Raw genomic sequence first — 16,566 nt, forward strand, 5'->3', positions numbered from 1 at the left:
TCATATCTTTTCTATTTTAAATGAATTTTCTGAAAAAACAACCTATGATTTTGCATTTGGTGTTCATAATATTATTATGTAAACTAATAAAAAAACCACATAGTATATGAACTATGTGGAGTATGCGATCAAAAAGGTGTCCATTTTACTTGTTGAGCCTGTTTTAGTCTTGCTTCTGGCTCACGCCAGTCAACGACATTCCACCACTGGTCTACATATTGCGCCTTTTCATTTCGATATTGGAGGTAATAGGCATGCTCCCACACATCAAGAGCAAGAAGGGGGATGACGTCCCATTGCGAGAGGAACTGATGGCGCTCTGCTTGTAAAATGTCTAAACGCTGAGATCGAGGGGACCATACAAGGATCGCCCATCCGACACCTTCTACTTGTTTGGCAGCAGCTGAAAAATGTGACTTGAACGCCTCATAGCTGCCAAATGATTGATCAATGAGACGAAGCATTTGACCAGTAGGTTTTCTTTTTCCTGAAGGACTCATTGAAAACCAAAAGATACAATGTAAATAATGTCCTGCCCCATGAAAGGCAAGCTCACGTTCCCAATGCTTGATCATCGTAAAGTCATTGGTTCTTCTTGCTTTTTTTAGTGCAAGTTCAGCTTGATTTAGCCCATCAACATAAGTTTGATGATGCTTTTGATGGTGCAAGTACATAATTTCTTTTGAAATATAAGGTTCGAGCGCGTCATACCGATAAGGCAGTGGTGGTAACTGATGATTTCCAGCTGCTACATCGCGCACTTCTTCATGTGGATGCTGCATGTCTTCTGCAATCCTTTCGGCTAGTTCGTACCATTCTTGTTCACTGGAATCATCATCCTCCATTTTGAGTCGTAAATGTTCCACTTTTCGATGGATATTATCATCTTGCCACACATGTTGAATCGTGCTAAGCCACTCTTTGAGCTGTGAGCGATATTCTTCTTTATTCATGTATACGCCTCATTTCCTCTAAAAATGTAGAACAAGCCATCATCGGGAACACAAATGGGTAGCTATGATAGGTGATGTAAAATTGTTTTGGCAGTCCAATGCCGACCGGATAGTACATGGCTTCTTCAGTATGGTGATGGTTCACTAAAAAGGAGACAGCTTTCAAAATGGCTGCGTTATTTGCTTTCTCATATTGGAGGAGCGCCTCTGTCGCCCATGCGGTTTGAACCACTGTGCCAAAGGGAAGCGGGACATAGGTTTTCAGTTCTGCACTTTTACACGATTCTCCGAAACTGCCATCTTCAAGCTGAATCTGCTTTAGGAAACGGCACGCTTTTTGCACAGCAGGGTGTGAGGAGGGAATGCCAGCCGCTTTCAGTCCTGTTAACGCTGCCCAAGTTCCATAAATATAACAAACACCCCATCTGCCAAACCATGATCCGTTTTTCTCCTGGTGGTCAATGAGCCATTTTACACATCGATCTTTTTGCCTGAGAATCGTGGGTGAAGCAGTATCTTTTTCTTCTAAACCAATCAAATGGAGTACACGACCAGTAATATCAGGAGTTGACGGATCAATCGCCGCATCCTCCGCAGATTCAAGCGGAAGGTGACGAAGCAGAAAGTGATCTTGATTTTTTTCAAAAGCAGAAAAGCCGCCATCACGGTTTTGCATGGAGAGAAGCCAGTCATATCCTCGTTTCCACTGAAGTGGAGCGTATTCCTTTGGGATCGCTTTTAACACAATTTGCGTGTCATCACAATCAGGATTATTCGTATTGATATGTGAGAAACCAAAGCCCCCGGGAGCAGCATGACGGTTATGAACTGCCCAATCCGCTTTCTTCATTTGCTGCCGGTCTATCAAATAGGTGAAGGAATTCATGATCATGGAATCTTCTCGTTTTCTTCCTGCTCTTTGAGAAGCGTAACTGACAAGCGCTGTATCCCACACAGTCGAGGTGGAATTCTCAGCATATATCTTGCCTTGACAGGAGGTGACGAGCTTTTTCATACTTCTGACTGCTTTTTGAATGAGATGATGTCCAGGGGAGTACCCAAGGCTCATGAGGGCATAGACCATAAAGATGGTTGCACTTAAGTAACTGTACAGCGTCCCATCTTTTTCAAGACGGTCAAACATGTATCGCTTTGCCGCTTCATATCCGAAAAAGTCGAGCCGGCTGTCGAGGGCTGTATATGACCGCATATACATGAGGAAGTCATCAGTCGAACGTTCTTCTCTTGCCATAAACCAGTCAAATGGATTTTTAGACATGTTTTCATCAAGATGGGCTAATGATGGAAACGCAGCATGAGAGGTATACCGTTTGTTCAGTGCGATCATCATGGGTACAAAATGAATCCTTGCATAGGCACTAAGGTGGTAGAAGTGTAGCGGAAAAGACGTAGGGATGAGTAAAAAGGAAAGAGGTGCATAGAAGTAGGGCCAAGGGTGCATGCCATTTACGGCAAGCATCCACTTTGTCATAAAATGAACGTTCTTTAGGCCACCTTTTGAGCGAATATATTGTGCTGCTTTTTCCATATGGGGCTCGTCTTTTTGAAATCTGCCAGATGCGAGCATGCCGCAATAACCTTGTACTGTAGCTGTGAGATGTCCCGACTGGTCATGATACAAAGAAAAGGAACCATCTTCATTTTGTTTGGCATGTATTGCTTCGGCCAATTGATGGATCAATTGCTGATCGGGGTCACCAACGGCTTTTAACAGCATAATGAAAAAAGCATTTGTCATCATAGGTCCTTCAAAGCAGAAAATAAATGCGCCATCTTCTCTTTGTCTGCGTTCTACCTGCATGTGCAGTTCATCGATATATTCGTTGACTCTCGTTTTAAAATCTTGCATTCGGCCATGCTCCTTTCCTTTATCACTATATTCAGGAGTCGGCCTGTCACATGACAGCTCAAAAAAAGCCGATGACATCGTCACCGGCTCAGCGTGTAGACAAACCCTCGCATTCTTTGTCAGTCCTGCGTTCCGGTGCTCACGAATGTCAAATTCGCTCCGCTCCAGTACTCGTCCTTCCTAGGGCTGCAAAGGTTTTCTATCACGCTGAAAAAAAGACAAAAGGCTAAAATCAAGTTCATTTTAGCCCTTTGTCAATAATCTGAGCCGATGACATCGTCACCGGCTTTCTTAAATGATTAGTCTTGCAGATTAATCCACACGCTTTTGACTTCTGTATAGTTGTTAAGGGCATATGATCCCATTTCTCTGCCAAGGCCTGACTGTTTATATCCGCCAAACGGGGAGGCGGCATCAAAGACATTATAGCAGTTGACCCAAATGGTTCCTGCTTCTAGGCGTGCAGCGATATCGTGGGCATGCTTTAAGTTTTCTGTCCAAAGTCCTGCCGCTAACCCATAGTCAGATTGATTGGCCCGTTCGACCACTTCATCAATGGAATCGTAAGGAATCGCAGATAGAACTGGACCGAAGATCTCTTCTTTTGCGATTGTCATTTCATCTTCTACATCTCTAAAGACAGTAGGGGAGACGAAATAGCCTGCTTCATAAGGGCAGTCACCACCGACTACGGCTGTTGCACCTTCTGACTTCCCTTTTTCGATATAACCTAACACACGTTCATGCTGCTCTTTACTCACTAGAGGCCCAATCTGGGTATCATGATGAAGACCAGCTCCTTGTTTTAATGATGTCGCATATTTAGCCATTTGATCGACAACTTCATCATATTGGCTCCGGTGCACAAAGACCCTTGATCCTGCACAGCACACTTGGCCTTGGTTAAACATCACGCCGTTTAATGCACCTGGAATGGCTTTCTTTAAATCGGCGTCTGGTAAAATAATATTCGGCGATTTTCCGCCAAGCTCTAAAGTAACACGCTTGATGGATTTGGCTGCTTTTTCCATGATCAATTTCCCAACACTTGTTGATCCAGTGAAAGCCAGCTTATTGACATCAGGGTGATCGGTTAATGCTTCACCGGCTGTTTCACCGAATCCAGGAACAATGTTAATCACGCCTTCTGGGAATCCGGCTTTATCCACTAATTCAGCTAAATATAAAGCAGATAGCGGTGTTTGTTCGGCTGGTTTTAAAACGATGGTGCAGCCTGTTGCTAGTGCAGCACCCATTTTCCACATGGCCATGAGGAGCGGGAAGTTCCAAGGAATGATTTGTCCCACAACGCCAACAGGCTCATGGCGAGTATAATTAAAATATCCCTGGCTGACAGGAAGGGTTTGTCCAGTCATTTTTGTGGTCCACCCTGCATAATAGCGCATGTGCTCAATGGCAAGAGGGATATCCGCATTGGTTGTTTCATTAATTGGTTTTCCATTATCAAGTGTTTCAAGCTGAGCCAGTTCTTCTTGGTGTTCTTCCATTAAATCTGCCAGCTTAAACATCAAGCGGGCACGTTCGGCTGCAGACATAGAACGCCAAGGTCCATGGAACGCCTTTTTAGCAGCTTTTACTGCCTCATCAATGTCGGCTGCACCTGCTTCATATACATCAATAAGGGTTTCTCCTGTGGCAGGGTTAGGTGTAGAGAATGTTTTGTTATCATGACTTGTGACAAACTGACCGTTAATGTAGAGTTTTTTCGTCCCTTGGAGAAAAGATTCGAGTTTTGAACTGATTTGAAGTGTTGTAGAGCTCATAAATAAACAAACCTCCTTAAAGATATGGGTTGTTCTGCGAGTTCTAGGTGGAAAAAGTGGACATGAAGCATTTTGTATACGCACACATATGTAAACGTATACATTTATCATATTACACGACATCTTTGAAAGCAATCGATAACACTCATTGCATTTCACGAAAAATTGGCTACAATAAATGTATAGATGAAAAAAGGAGTTTTTAAATCATGATCCATCAAAACTGGCAAACGGCTGAAACGGTAAAACAAGTAAAATGTGTACATACAAATGCGAAAAAATATATGGTTGACCGAGCATTAACGGTTGGACACACATATGATGTGAAAAATGAAACAGAGGAATTTCTCTTTGTCGTTGATAATACAGGTAAAGTAGGCGGGTATTACAAAGAGTATTTCGAAGACAATTCTGCTGAATGATTTTGAGGGTCATCACTCATACTAAGAAAAACAGTAAAGGGTGATGATGATGAAAAAGCAGCAGCAAGAAGAGCAGAAACATCAAAATGCTTGGCATGACAATGAAGATGCTGATATGGCGATTACGCTTGAGCAGATTTCTGATGTGTATGCCGAAGGAACGATTGATACCCCAAAAGATGAATAGTCATTTAAAACAGTGATTTTACATAATCACTGTTCAGATTGTTGACAAAGGGCTAAAATGAACTTTATTTTAGCCCTTTGTCTTCTTTTCAGCGTGATAGAAAACCTTTGAAGTCTAGGAAGGACAGCTACTTTTGCGGAGCGAATTTGCCATTCGTGAGCACCAGAACGCAGGAATGACAAAGAATGCGAGGGTTTGTCTACACGCTGAACAGTGGTTTTACATAATCACTGTTTTTTTATGGTCTCATAACGAATGATTTCTTGAAAAAAACTGAAACTTTTTTCCTGCTTTAACAGTCTAAATAAGTAGAGGAAAGAGCATCGGATCAAAAAGAAAAAGTTAAATGAAATTTAATCTATTCGTAATGGAATAACGACGATTTATAGCGTATTCTATAAGTGAGAATAAAACGTACCCACAGAGCCGTGTGGCCGTTTTGTCATAAAGGAATTTGATGCAGGAAGAGGGGGTTTACGTGGGTATTTTTTCTGTCAGTAAACAAAATGATCATAAAAAATTCGAATCCTTATTAATTGAAGGAGAAAGAATTGAGGCTGTTTACAGACTGCGTCACGACCAAATTTGTTTTACCAATAAACGACTGATCTTTGGCGATAACCGCGTATTTTCTAAAAAGAAAGTCAGGGTCTCCTTGCCGTATCGATCAATTGAAAGTTTTGCCATTCAAGAAGCTGGCGTGTTTGATCAGGACACTGGTATGCTGCTTGTTACAAGCTCAAAAGTATTTGAACTCGATTTTTCTAAAGATACAGATTTGAGTGACGTGCAGGCCATTTTAACAAAACATCTTTGCTGATCAACGATGCGATTACATAGATCACATGCACTTTTCTCATTCTTTGTTCTTATTTTTATCTATCGCATATCCCTTGAGCTTTTCCCATCACAGTGGGGAAGGCTTTTTTCTATTCGTGTGTTTGAATCACATCAAAAAAGGATAAAGATGAAACAGATACAGAAAGGAGAATAAACAATGAAAGTATTAGTTGCTGGAGCAAACGGACATACAGGGAGACTTGTCATTCGATATTTAAAAGAAAAAGGACATGAGCCGCTTGCTCTCATTCGAGATGAAAAACAAGCAGATGCACTAAAAGAACTTGGTGCAGCGCCTGTCATCGGTGATCTTGAAAAGGATGTGACAGATGCTGTGAAGCAAGCAGAAGCTGTCATCTTTGCAGCTGGTTCAGGCTCAAAAACAGGTGCAGATAAAACCATCGCTGTTGATCAAGAGGGGGCAAAACGCCTCGTTGATACAGCCAAAAAAGAAAATATTCAGCATTTTGTGATGCTGAGTTCTTATAATGCCGACGATCCTCATCAAGGAAAAGGACAAGGCAGTATGGAGCTTTATTATGAAGCGAAAAGAAAAGCCGATGAACATTTAAAACAGTCTGGTCTTTCTTACACCATTGTGCGGCCAGGAGCACTGCTGCATGAGGAGAAGACAGGGAAAATAGAAGCGGCTGCTCATATTCCAGACGATCGTGACATTGAGATTTCAAGAGAAGATGTAGCCACTGTCTTAGTGGAAAGCTTAACGGAATCCAATGTGAAAAATAAAGCCTTTGACTTAATCAAAGGTGATATACCAGTAGAAGAAGCACTTCGTAATCTTTAAATGAAGAAAGCTGCTGCCAAAGGCGGCGGCTTTTTTGATGTTTTCATTTCACATGGAGCGGGAAGGTAAAGAGAAAGGAGTGATTGACCGTGAGCTTAACGAAAGAGCAAAAAGCTGATTTATATGAAAGACTTATTCAATTAAAAGAAGATGTGAAAGGATCAAAAAAGAAAGAAGAATCCATGCTGGTCGAATCGAATGAGATTTCAAATGGTGTTGGAAACCATATCGCAGATCACGGAAGCATCTATTTAGATCGCATGACCGAACAGACGCTGGATCAAGTCGATGATCAGATCGAAGGTGAAATTGATGCGGCGCTTAAGCGGATGGAAGACGGAACATATGGAATTTGTGAAAAAACAGGAAAAGACATTCCATATGAACGTTTGAAAGCAGTACCCTATACTCGTTATTCAATTGATGCAAAGAAAAATGAAGAAACCAATCAAGATCCAAATGATTTTGACCGTTCGTTCTCTGAGCAAATGCGTGATTTAACAAATAGAGAAACAATGGATCAATTACATTCAGATACGTATGAAAGGCTAGAAGAAGAGCAAGATGTTGATGTAGATGAGGAAAAATAACATGATGAGAGGAATTTATGTTTTCTCAACATAATGTTTTCCCACGTCTACATGGACAAAAATCTTGTATACATGAGTATTTTTTTAGAAAAAACATATCTTGAAATTTAATAAACTTTCGTGTAGTATAGTTTAAAGGCTGCGATGCGCGTAATGTTAATTAAGTTTTAACCTTTAAGCTGTAATAGGGAGTTTTATATTGAAGCCGGAATGTCACGCCTCCTTCGAGAGGAAGACAGGAACGTTTCTGCAAACACCCACTTTGAGGAGTGGTGGTTTAAAACTTTCTTACTTAGATTACGGCATCCGCAGCTTTTCCTAGGATGATTCAAGCCATTTTCCATTTTTGGAAAATGGCTTTTTATTTTGTCCAAAATACGATTTTGAACAGACCGAATGTGGATGTACAAATGTATGTTAAAATAGACAAAACAAACGACGGAGAGGGAATTGGATGTTACAACAAGCAGAAGCACTTCTTAAACAATATTATGGCTTTGATGCTTTTAGACAAGGACAAAAACAAGCCATTGAATCGATTGTGAATAAACGGAAGGATACGGTCTGCATTATGCCGACAGGCGGAGGTAAATCGGTTTGCTACCAGATTCCTGCCCTTATGATGGAAGGAACGACAATCGTTGTATCTCCGCTTATTTCTTTAATGAAAGATCAGGTTGATGCGTTAAATGAGATGGGAATACGATCGTCCTTTTTAAATAGTACACTTTCAGCAGGTGAAATGAATACAAGGCTGAAAAAATGTGAACAGGGGGAGTATGATTTGCTTTATATCACCCCTGAACGCTTACAAAATGAACGTTTTTTTCAGCTGCTTGATCGATTGACGATTCCTTTAATGGCTATTGATGAAGCGCACTGTATATCTGAGTGGGGACATGATTTTAGACCGAGCTATCGCTTTATACAAGAATGTGTAAATAAGCTTTCAAAAAGGCCTGTTATTGTAGCATTAACAGCCACTGCTACAAAGAAGGTTCAACAGGATATATGTGAGCAACTTGGCATGGACGAAGAAGAAACAATCTTTACTGGTTTTGCTAGAGAAAATTTGTCTTTTCAAGTGGTGAAAGGGCAAAACAGCGACCAATTCATCACACAATATATGAAGAAAAACAGTCTTGAGTCAGGCATTATTTATACAGCCACACGAAAAGAAGCAGATCAAATTTATCATCGTCTAAAAAAGCAAAAGATCAAAGCGGGTGTTTATCACGGAGGATTAGATGATGAAGTGAGAGAAGAACAGCAAAATCTTTTTTTAAATGATGATATTCAAGTAATGGTAGCTACATCTGCATTTGGTATGGGGATTAATAAGTCTAATGTACGTTTTGTCATTCATCATCAAATTCCAAGAGATATTGAAAGTTACTACCAAGAAGCAGGACGTGCCGGGAGAGACGGGCTTGAAAGTGAATGCATTTTACTGTTTTCACCGCAAGGCGTACGCGTGCAGCGCTTTCTCATTGAACAATCAACAGAAGATGAATTGCGGTATCAGCATGAATTGCTCAAGTTGAGACAAATGGTAGACTACTGTCATACGGAACAGTGCCTTCAGCAATTTGTGATGGATTACTTTGACCAATCATCAAGTGCCCCTTGTCAAAAATGCAGCAACTGTCTAGACGAGAGAGAGCGTGAAGACGTCACGAGAGAAGCACAAATGGTTTTGTCGTGTACCGTTAGAATGAACGAACGATTCGGAAAAATGATGATTGCTCAAGTATTAGCCGGCTCTAAAAACAAAAAAGTGCTTGATTTTGGTTTCGACCAGCTTCCTACCTATGCTTTAATGAAACAGCATTCAGCCCAACATATCAGTGATTTCATTGAATTTTTAATTACAGAAGAGTATTTACGCATGTCTGAAGGAGCTTTTCCAACACTAAAAGTGACACAAAAAGGAAAGAAAGTGCTAGTGGGGCAGGAGACCGTCTATAAAAAGCAGGCGATAAAGGCAGAGGCTATTCAAGAAAATGATGCTTTATTTGAGCAGTTAAGAATGGTCAGAATGAAGTTGGCAAGAGAGCAGGGCGTTCCGCCATTTGTTGTCTTTTCTGATCAAACATTGAAGGAAATGTCAGCAGTAGAGCCTAAAACAGAAGAAGAACTTTTAAATATTAAAGGTGTCGGTGCACAAAAAAGAGAGAAATATGGAGATGTTTTTTTAGAAGAAATTCGTTTATTTATAGAAAAAGAGAAAAAATAAAGAGTTTGAAGAAGGAAAATAAATTTTTTTCGTTTCACTTGGACGCGTTTTCATCATGATGATTTCCATCCCTACAAAACCTTGATATGATGCGGAATTGAGCCATTTAGTGGGCTGATTTACCAATGGAGAGAGATGTTTCATGTAAAGGAACTGTAATCTAAAACATATCGTTTTGTTATTGAAATGACATTTACATATGTTACGATAGCACTCGTTAGCCGCCATAAAAAGCTAACAAGGGAGGATTTACTTTATGAAGAAGACTATTATGTCCTTGGTTGCTGTTGCAGCAATCTCAACAACAGCATTAGGAGCACAGCAAGCTTCTGCAAAGGAAATCACTGTACAGAAAGGTGATACACTTTGGGGAATCTCTCAAAAAAATGATGTGTCTCTAAAGGACCTAAAGGGTTGGAACAATTTATCTACAGACATGATCTATGTAGGAGATAAATTGACAATCTCTTCAAAAGAGAAAACTCAGGAGCAGTACAAAGTCCAGAAGGGGGACAGCCTCTGGAAAATCGCTCAAAAATTCAATGTGTCAATTAGCGATATTAAGTCTTGGAATAACTTAAACTCAGATATAATTATGATTGGTTCAACATTAAGTGTTGCTGGTCAAAGCTCAGCTCCGGTAAGCTCAGAACCTGTTCAAAAACAGGCACCTGTCCAAAAAGAGCAAACAACGAAAAAAGCTGCTCCTAAAAAGGAAACAGCTAAAGCAGAATCATCTTCTGCTAGTCAAAGTGTTCAAAAAGAAATGACTGTAACGGCTACGGCTTATACAGCAAATGATGGTGGCATCTCAGGTATCACTGCAACAGGGGTAAACTTAAACAAAAACCCAAATGCAAAAGTAATCGCAGTAGATCCTAATGTCATTCCATTAGGAAGTAAGGTTTATGTTGAAGGCTACGGTGAAGCCATCGCAGCAGATACTGGCGGCGCAATTAAAGGTAACAAAATTGATGTACACGTACCAAGCAAATCCCAAGCTAAAAATTGGGGCGTAAAATCAGTCAAAGTGAAAGTACTTAACTAGTAGTCTATTGTTTTTGGAAGAAAGCATCAGGTGGCGGCCTGATGCTTTTATTATACCTTTTTTTGGCCGGAAATACACATATTTTTCTGAAAAATTCGCATTTTCGACAAAAACCAGCGTATAAGCCCATCTCAACGCTGGTTTTTGTGTCGTTAGCTGTCCACCCAATAAATTTCTCCGCTTTGCTCTTTCCAATTAATTTGGACATCAAAATGGTGTTTTTCATAAAAATGAATCAGGCGGTCCACATGGTTCCAATCTCTTTTGACGAGATCCCCAGTAATGACTGGAATGTTTTGCTCTCTTGCGATTTCTTTTAAATGCTTCATACAAATTGATCCATAGCCATTATCAGGCGGGCCTTTAATATCGGCAATGTGAATCTTTCCTTCTTCAGGATATTCCGCGATCAAGGAAAAATCAGATTGTCCGCGAAAAGCTTTTTCGCAATCGCTTAACATGATTTTGCACGTATCTGCATTCTCAATTGCAGAGACGATCATCCATTCATCTTCCTTCGCTTGATCAATGCCAATAATCTTTGCTTTTTTTGAAATATCTTTTATATTTTCTTGCATTCGATACATTTGGAACTGCAACTGCTGTAATTCTTGCTCTAATGTCTTCACATCTTTTGTTGTTTCCTGTAAGATTGACAAGTCTATTGCTCCTTTCATAGAAGAGTTGATAAAAACCACACAAATTCCCATTCTAAAGGAAGTGAGTGGATCTTTCAAGCCGCTAGAAGGCAGGCAATCGGCAAGTTTGTCTAAAATTCGACGAAGACAGCGAATTCATTGACTTTAGAGAGAAAGTTAAATAACATACTCTTAGTCGGAACTAATAAAGAGAGGTTTTCAAACATGAACGAACAGAATCAAAAACCGAAAAATTTCACCGGCATTGTTGTCTTTTTAACAATTGCCATAAACGGCTTAATTGCTTTATTATTTTTCATGCCAAAAACAGATAAATTTAGTCATCTGGATATTACATTTCTGCCGTTACTGAATGCCGTGATGAACAGTTTTACGTTTATCTTTTTACTTTCAGCGCTCATTATGATTAAACAAAAGAACATTAAAGCCCATAGACGATTTATCTTTGCGGCTTTTTCAACAACACTTGTCTTTTTAATTTCGTATGTGACGTATCATTCAATGGCAGCTGATACACACTTCGGGGGAGAAGGAATCATTCGTCCGATTTACTTCTTTATTCTCATCACACATATCGTCTTATCTGCCGTCATTGTACCGCTTGCACTGATCACTCTCTTTAGAGGCGCACAAATGCAAGTCGAACGTCATCGTAAAATTGCCAGATGGACCATGCCTCTTTGGCTCTATGTCAGTCTAACAGGTGTCATCGTATATATCATGATTTCTCCATACTACAGCTAACGTATGTCCATTTGGACATACGTTCTTTTATTTACAAGATGAATTGCTTTGGATAAAATGGGAATTGGGTATCCGACTTGCACGGTATCTTCCCACCTATAGAATCACATCATGTCTGGCCGTTTGCTCGTTTGGAGAACACAATTGAACGAAACGGGGGTTATATGATGACTGAACAATTGCAGTACAAACCGGGGCTTGAAGACATTGTGGCAAGCGAAACGTCAATTTCGTTCCTAGATGTCCAGCAAGAAGAAATTGTGATTCGCGGTTATGACCTCATCGAGCTGGCACAAAGCAAGACGTACTTAGAAACAGCCTATCTGCTCATTTATGGAAGATTACCAGATGCAATGGAATATCACCAATTTCAGCAAGATATTTCCTCACAAACAAGCTTACATCCAACCATTCAAACCATTTTGACAAAACTGCCAAAAACCACTCACCCAATGGATGCCATGAGAACGTGTTTATCTGCTCTTGCAGGGTACGATGAACAACTGAATGATCGATCAGAAGCATGCCAACAAGCGCGTGCCGTTCGATTACTTGGCCAGCTGCCAGCGATTGTTGCGGGAAGCTATCATATTCTCACACAAGACACCACACCTACTCCAGACCAGACCAAATCCTACACTGAAAACTTTCTAGCGATGTTAACAGGCCGCACTCCGGCACAAGACGAAATCAAAGCATTTGACCAAACACTCACGCTTTATAGTGAGCATGAGCTGCCGAATTCAACATTTGCAGCAAGAGTCATTGCATCTACTCATTCTGACATGTATGGTGCTTTTACTGGAGCGATTTCTTCATTAAAAGGTGACTTACACGGAGGCGCAAACGAAGCAGTCATGCACATGCTGCTCGAAGGCAAAACAACAGAAGGTTTCCTTGCGCTCATCGAACGTAAATTAGCCGCAAAAGAAAAAATGATGGGCTTTGGACACCGGGTATATATGAGAAAAATGGACCCAAGAGCGGCACTTTTAAAACGATCGTTGAAAACGCTTACCGAATCAAAAGGAGACACGACGCTTTATGACATGTGCGTCGCAGGCGAGGCATACATGAAAGAAAAGAAAAACCTCTATCCAAACCTTGATTATTACGCAGCACCTATTTATTACGTGCTCGGTATTCCTATTTCACTTTATACACCGATTTTTTTTGCTGCGAGAGCAAGCGGATTAGCAGCGCATGTCATCGAGCAGCATTCACACAATCGGATTTTTAGACCGAGAGTAAGGTATTTAGGACCAAGAGGATTAAAAGTCTCAAATGATGATGGAAAAACGGGGGAATGAAGATGAATAAAACAGCAGTAGCCAATCAAACAGATCAACTATTAGCAGATATCGCAGCCTATGCCGTGGATGGAGAAATTACGAGCAAAGAGGCCATTGAAACAGCTCGGTATGTACTCATGGATACACTCGGCTGCGGAATGCTGGCGCTCAACTTTCCAGAATGCACGAAGCATCTTGGACCCATCGTACCTGGAACTGTTGTCCCTAACGGAGCAAGAGTGCCCGGCACTTCATTTGTGTTAGATCCTGTTCAAGCGGCTTTTGATATTGGCTGTATGATTCGCTGGTTAGATTATAATGACACGTGGCTTGCACAGGAGTGGGGCCATCCATCAGATAACCTGGGCGGGATATTGGCTGTAAGCGATTATATCAGCAGAACACGCCTTGCAAACGGAGAAGAACCGCTTTCGATGAATGACGTACTGCATGCGATTGTAAAGGCACATGAAATACAAGGTGTGCTTGCTTTAGAAAATTGTTTGAATCGAAATGGCTTGGATCATGTTCTTTTTGTCAAGGTGGCATCAAGTGCAGTCGTTTGTGCAATGCTTGGCGGAACGAAAGAAGATGTACAGCATGTATTATCACAAGCATTTGTGGACAATTCACCGCTTAGAACGTACCGCCACGCCCCAAACACAGGATCGAGGAAATCATGGGCAGCAGGGGATGCAACAAGCCGTGCAGTGAGACTAGCGATGATGACATTGAAAGGAGAAATGGGCTATCAAACGCCCCTCAGTGCAGAAAAGTGGGGGTTTGAAGATGTGTTAATGAAAGGAAAACCACTCACACTTGCCCAGCCGCTCGGGTCATATGTGATCGAAAATGTACTCTTTAAAATTGCTTATCCAGCAGAATTTCATGCGCAAACTGCCGCTGAGGCCGCTGTCATTCTACATGACGCGGTAAAAGACCGTTTAGATGAGATTGACAGGATAGAGATTACGACACATGAATCAGCCATTCGAATTATTGATAAAAAAGGACCGCTTTACAACCCGGCAGACCGCGACCATTGCTTGCAGTATATTACAGCCATTGGGTTAATCTATGGTGAGCTGACCGCTGATCATTATGAAGAAGAGACGGCGCAGAATCCGCTCATTGACCGTTTGCGTGATCAAATGATCGTGAAAGAAGATAAACGGTATACAGAAGACTATTTAGATCCGAAAAAGAGATCAATTGCAAACTGTGTTCAAATTTTCTTTAAAGACGGTACGATGACAGATCGAATCGAAATTGAATATCCGCTTGGTCATCGCAGAAGAAGGCAGGAAGGGATCCCGCTGCTTGAAAAGAAATGGGCATATCATTTGAAAACGAGATTTTCACAAAAACAAGTCGATCAAATTGTTTCACTTTGTCAAAATCCAAATCAATTAAAAACAACGACAGTACCAGCATTTATGGATTTATTTGTCATATAAGGGGGAGCTAGTGTGTGGATCGTGAATGATGAAGTAAATCAAGCTGACTTAGCCGCAGCTTTTAAAGAGCAAATGCACAAATCCGCTTTATTTCAAATTCCAGGCGTTCACGATGGAATGTCTGCGCTCTATGCGAGGAAAATGGGATTTCAAGGGCTTTATTTATCGGGTGCCGCTTTTTGCGCAAGCAAAGGGCTTCCTGACCTCGGTATGATTCATTCCACTGAAATGGCGGAAAAGGCAAAAGAAATCATTCGAGCTTCTCAGCTGCCTCTTTTGGTTGATATGGATACTGGCTATGGCGGGGTATTAAATGCAGCCAGGGCAGCAAAAGAAATGGTTGAGAGCAAGGTAGCGGCTGTTCAAATTGAAGATCAGCAAATGCCGAAGAAATGCGGACATTTAAACGGAAAATCACTCGTTTCTGTAGAAGACATGATGGCGAAAATCAAAGCGATCAAACAAGCGGCACCTACACTTCTCGTCATCGCAAGAACGGATGCGAAGTCAGTAAACGGGATGGAGGATGTGATTCACCGGGCTAATCTCTATCTAGAAGCAGGAGCAGATGCCATTTTTCCTGAGGCGCTGATCACAGCAGAAGATTTCACGTATGCTTCAAATAATATAAAAGGGCCGCTTCTTGCAAACATGACGGAGTTTGGAAAAACACCTTATTATCATGCAGACGAATTTTCTATGTTTGGCTTTCAAATGGTGATTTATCCAGTGTCATCCCTGAGAGTTGCTGCAAAAGCGTATGAGCGTTTATTTACAGAGATTAAAGAAAAGGGGACGCAGCAGGGAATGCTGGAGGACATGCAAACGAGAAAAGAGCTATATGAAACGATTCATTATGATGAATATGAAGAAATGGATCAGCATTTAGCCAAAACGATCCTGCCGGAAATCGGGAAAGAGCATTCATAAAATGAAAAGCACTTCCGTTTAGGAAGTGCTTTTTTTTTACGATGATGGTGTGGATGATGAAGCCAATTTCATCTTTTCTTCAACTGTTTTCGTTTTTTCTTTTACTTTTTCAGCATAAGTGAAATCACCGTAGCAATACGGATAGCGGAAGTTATCTTTGTCGCCCCCGCATGTATAGACTTCAGGGTTTCGCTTCACTTGCTTTTTGGAGTATTGCTTTGCCAATTTTTCGGAATGTTTTCCCCCGTTTTTTGCAACAAAATCAATATAGCCGATTCCCATGTTATAGCTTTGAATAATGGTTTCCAAATCAACGCCTTTTTTCTTCCCATGCTTGTACATGGTTGAAAAATGATGGACTCCTTGTTTAATGCTTTTCTGAGGGTCATTGATTTCATTTCGTTTCAAACCAAGAGATTCAGAGGACTGCATTGGATCTCCGCCTCTGCCTTTTGATTCTTGATACATCATACCGAGAATTAACGCGGTATATTGATCTAAATCTTGATCTCTTAACTCTGTTTCTACAAGCGGTTTGTAATCATCCAATCTCGACAAAACAATTGATTCCGTATCAATCGGCAGCTTTTTTAACTCCTTTTGATTAAAGGAAATGACAATGGCCGCTAATACGCAAACAAACAGAAAAATCGTGAAACAGCCTGAAATGGCAAAACATCCTGTTTTTTTCTTTTTCAAGGTCAGTTCACCCCTGTTTTGCCCCGCTTTTAAAAGGGAAGTACAGCCTT

General features: G+C 40.9%; 16 protein-coding genes and 1 other RNA gene. 12 read left to right on the top strand and 5 right to left on the bottom strand.

Annotated elements, in window-relative coordinates:
- Positions 1 to 128: 128 nt before the first annotated feature.
- The 3 genes from EBQ12_RS13745 to EBQ12_RS13755 form a co-directional block, all read right to left on the bottom strand.
- Entirely contained in the window at positions 129 to 953 is an 825-nt protein-coding gene (locus EBQ12_RS13745; RefSeq protein WP_125590373.1) for a superoxide dismutase, read from the bottom strand.
- A complete protein-coding gene (locus EBQ12_RS13750) occupies positions 946 to 2,823 on the bottom strand; it encodes a terpene cyclase/mutase family protein (protein ID WP_125590375.1) in 1,878 nt (625 codons plus the stop codon). Before EBQ12_RS13750 ends, EBQ12_RS13745 begins: the two co-directional genes overlap by 8 nt.
- A 299-nt stretch (positions 2,824 to 3,122) precedes the next feature.
- Positions 3,123 to 4,607 (bottom strand): aldehyde dehydrogenase family protein, encoded by a 1,485-nt coding sequence (locus EBQ12_RS13755; protein WP_017359492.1) that lies wholly within the window; start codon positions 4,605 to 4,607, stop codon positions 3,123 to 3,125.
- A gap of 209 nt (positions 4,608 to 4,816) precedes the next feature.
- On the opposite strand from EBQ12_RS13755, the gene EBQ12_RS13760 reads away from it, so the two are divergent.
- The 8 genes from EBQ12_RS13760 to EBQ12_RS13795 all read left to right on the top strand — a co-directional run bounded on the left by EBQ12_RS13760 (position 4,817) and on the right by EBQ12_RS13795 (position 10,735).
- Positions 4,817 to 5,029 carry a DUF6501 family protein gene (locus EBQ12_RS13760; protein WP_017367443.1) on the top strand — a complete coding sequence of 71 codons (213 nt, stop codon included), beginning with the start codon at positions 4,817 to 4,819 and terminating at the stop codon, positions 5,027 to 5,029.
- A 49-nt stretch (positions 5,030 to 5,078) separates the two neighbouring features.
- Entirely contained in the window at positions 5,079 to 5,216 is a 138-nt protein-coding gene (locus tag EBQ12_RS13765; protein WP_017359491.1) for a YozQ family protein, read from the top strand.
- A gap of 478 nt (positions 5,217 to 5,694) precedes the next feature.
- The gene (locus EBQ12_RS13770) at positions 5,695 to 6,036 is read left to right on the top strand and encodes a PH domain-containing protein (RefSeq protein WP_008346505.1); all 342 of its coding nucleotides are present in this window, start codon (positions 5,695 to 5,697) and stop codon (positions 6,034 to 6,036) included.
- A gap of 177 nt (positions 6,037 to 6,213) precedes the next feature.
- Positions 6,214 to 6,861 carry an SDR family oxidoreductase gene (locus EBQ12_RS13775; protein ID WP_024718581.1) on the top strand — a complete coding sequence of 216 codons (648 nt, stop codon included), beginning with the start codon at positions 6,214 to 6,216 and terminating at the stop codon, positions 6,859 to 6,861.
- An 89-nt stretch (positions 6,862 to 6,950) separates the two neighbouring features.
- Positions 6,951 to 7,451 carry a TraR/DksA family transcriptional regulator gene (locus EBQ12_RS13780; protein WP_125590376.1) on the top strand — a complete coding sequence of 167 codons (501 nt, stop codon included), beginning with the start codon at positions 6,951 to 6,953 and terminating at the stop codon, positions 7,449 to 7,451.
- Between the two features lie 133 nt (positions 7,452 to 7,584).
- Positions 7,585 to 7,770, top strand: a non-coding RNA gene (ssrS, locus tag EBQ12_RS13785) — 6S RNA.
- A 135-nt stretch (positions 7,771 to 7,905) separates the two neighbouring features.
- Positions 7,906 to 9,687 (top strand): DNA helicase RecQ, encoded by a 1,782-nt coding sequence (gene recQ / locus EBQ12_RS13790; RefSeq protein WP_125590378.1) that lies wholly within the window; start codon positions 7,906 to 7,908, stop codon positions 9,685 to 9,687.
- 256 nt (positions 9,688 to 9,943) lie between these two features.
- Positions 9,944 to 10,735 carry a LysM peptidoglycan-binding and 3D domain-containing protein gene (locus tag EBQ12_RS13795; RefSeq protein WP_007500712.1) on the top strand — a complete coding sequence of 264 codons (792 nt, stop codon included), beginning with the start codon at positions 9,944 to 9,946 and terminating at the stop codon, positions 10,733 to 10,735.
- A 152-nt stretch (positions 10,736 to 10,887) separates the two neighbouring features.
- On the opposite strand, the gene EBQ12_RS13800 is transcribed toward EBQ12_RS13795, so the two are convergent.
- Positions 10,888 to 11,394, bottom strand: coding sequence for a GNAT family protein (locus EBQ12_RS13800; RefSeq protein WP_008346514.1), 507 nt, complete (start codon positions 11,392 to 11,394; stop codon positions 10,888 to 10,890).
- Between the two features lie 204 nt (positions 11,395 to 11,598).
- Between EBQ12_RS13800 and EBQ12_RS13805 the strand changes: the two genes are divergently transcribed.
- The 4 genes from EBQ12_RS13805 (at position 11,599) to prpB (ending at position 15,817) form a co-directional block, all read left to right on the top strand.
- A complete protein-coding gene (locus tag EBQ12_RS13805; RefSeq protein WP_008346516.1) occupies positions 11,599 to 12,138 on the top strand; it encodes a DUF420 domain-containing protein in 540 nt (179 codons plus the stop codon).
- 167 nt (positions 12,139 to 12,305) lie between these two features.
- Entirely contained in the window at positions 12,306 to 13,448 is a 1,143-nt protein-coding gene (mmgD, locus tag EBQ12_RS13810) for a citrate synthase (protein ID WP_019743303.1), read from the top strand.
- A 2-nt stretch (positions 13,449 to 13,450) separates the two neighbouring features.
- Complete coding sequence (locus EBQ12_RS13815; RefSeq protein ID WP_125590380.1) at positions 13,451 to 14,887, top strand: bifunctional 2-methylcitrate dehydratase/aconitate hydratase; 1,437 nt, start codon at positions 13,451 to 13,453, stop codon at positions 14,885 to 14,887.
- 12 nt (positions 14,888 to 14,899) lie between these two features.
- Positions 14,900 to 15,817 carry a methylisocitrate lyase gene (prpB, locus tag EBQ12_RS13820; RefSeq protein WP_039963936.1) on the top strand — a complete coding sequence of 306 codons (918 nt, stop codon included), beginning with the start codon at positions 14,900 to 14,902 and terminating at the stop codon, positions 15,815 to 15,817.
- Between the two features lie 36 nt (positions 15,818 to 15,853).
- Here the strand turns inward: prpB and EBQ12_RS13825 are convergent, their stop codons facing one another.
- A complete protein-coding gene (locus EBQ12_RS13825) occupies positions 15,854 to 16,516 on the bottom strand; it encodes a lysozyme family protein (RefSeq protein WP_017359484.1) in 663 nt (220 codons plus the stop codon).
- Positions 16,517 to 16,566: the final 50 nt, after the last annotated feature.

The organism is Bacillus sp. 2B09 (assembly GCF_003946835.1).
Taxonomy (GTDB): Bacteria; Bacillota; Bacilli; order Bacillales; family Bacillaceae; genus Bacillus; species Bacillus altitudinis.

Coding starts and splice junctions, on each gene's coding strand:
- EBQ12_RS13765 (WP_017359491.1), top strand. CDS start 5,079: ATGAAAAAGCAGCAGCAAGAAGAGCAGAAACATCAAAATGCTTGGCAT.
- EBQ12_RS13745 (WP_125590373.1), bottom strand. CDS start 953: ATGAATAAAGAAGAATATCGCTCACAGCTCAAAGAGTGGCTTAGCACG.
- EBQ12_RS13760 (WP_017367443.1), top strand. CDS start 4,817: ATGATCCATCAAAACTGGCAAACGGCTGAAACGGTAAAACAAGTAAAA.
- EBQ12_RS13775 (WP_024718581.1), top strand. CDS start 6,214: ATGAAAGTATTAGTTGCTGGAGCAAACGGACATACAGGGAGACTTGTC.
- EBQ12_RS13805 (WP_008346516.1), top strand. CDS start 11,599: ATGAACGAACAGAATCAAAAACCGAAAAATTTCACCGGCATTGTTGTC.
- EBQ12_RS13795 (WP_007500712.1), top strand. CDS start 9,944: ATGAAGAAGACTATTATGTCCTTGGTTGCTGTTGCAGCAATCTCAACA.
- EBQ12_RS13750 (WP_125590375.1), bottom strand. CDS start 2,823: ATGCAAGATTTTAAAACGAGAGTCAACGAATATATCGATGAACTGCAC.
- recQ (WP_125590378.1), top strand. CDS start 7,906: ATGTTACAACAAGCAGAAGCACTTCTTAAACAATATTATGGCTTTGAT.
- mmgD (WP_019743303.1), top strand. CDS start 12,306: ATGACTGAACAATTGCAGTACAAACCGGGGCTTGAAGACATTGTGGCA.
- EBQ12_RS13815 (WP_125590380.1), top strand. CDS start 13,451: ATGAATAAAACAGCAGTAGCCAATCAAACAGATCAACTATTAGCAGAT.
- EBQ12_RS13755 (WP_017359492.1), bottom strand. CDS start 4,607: ATGAGCTCTACAACACTTCAAATCAGTTCAAAACTCGAATCTTTTCTC.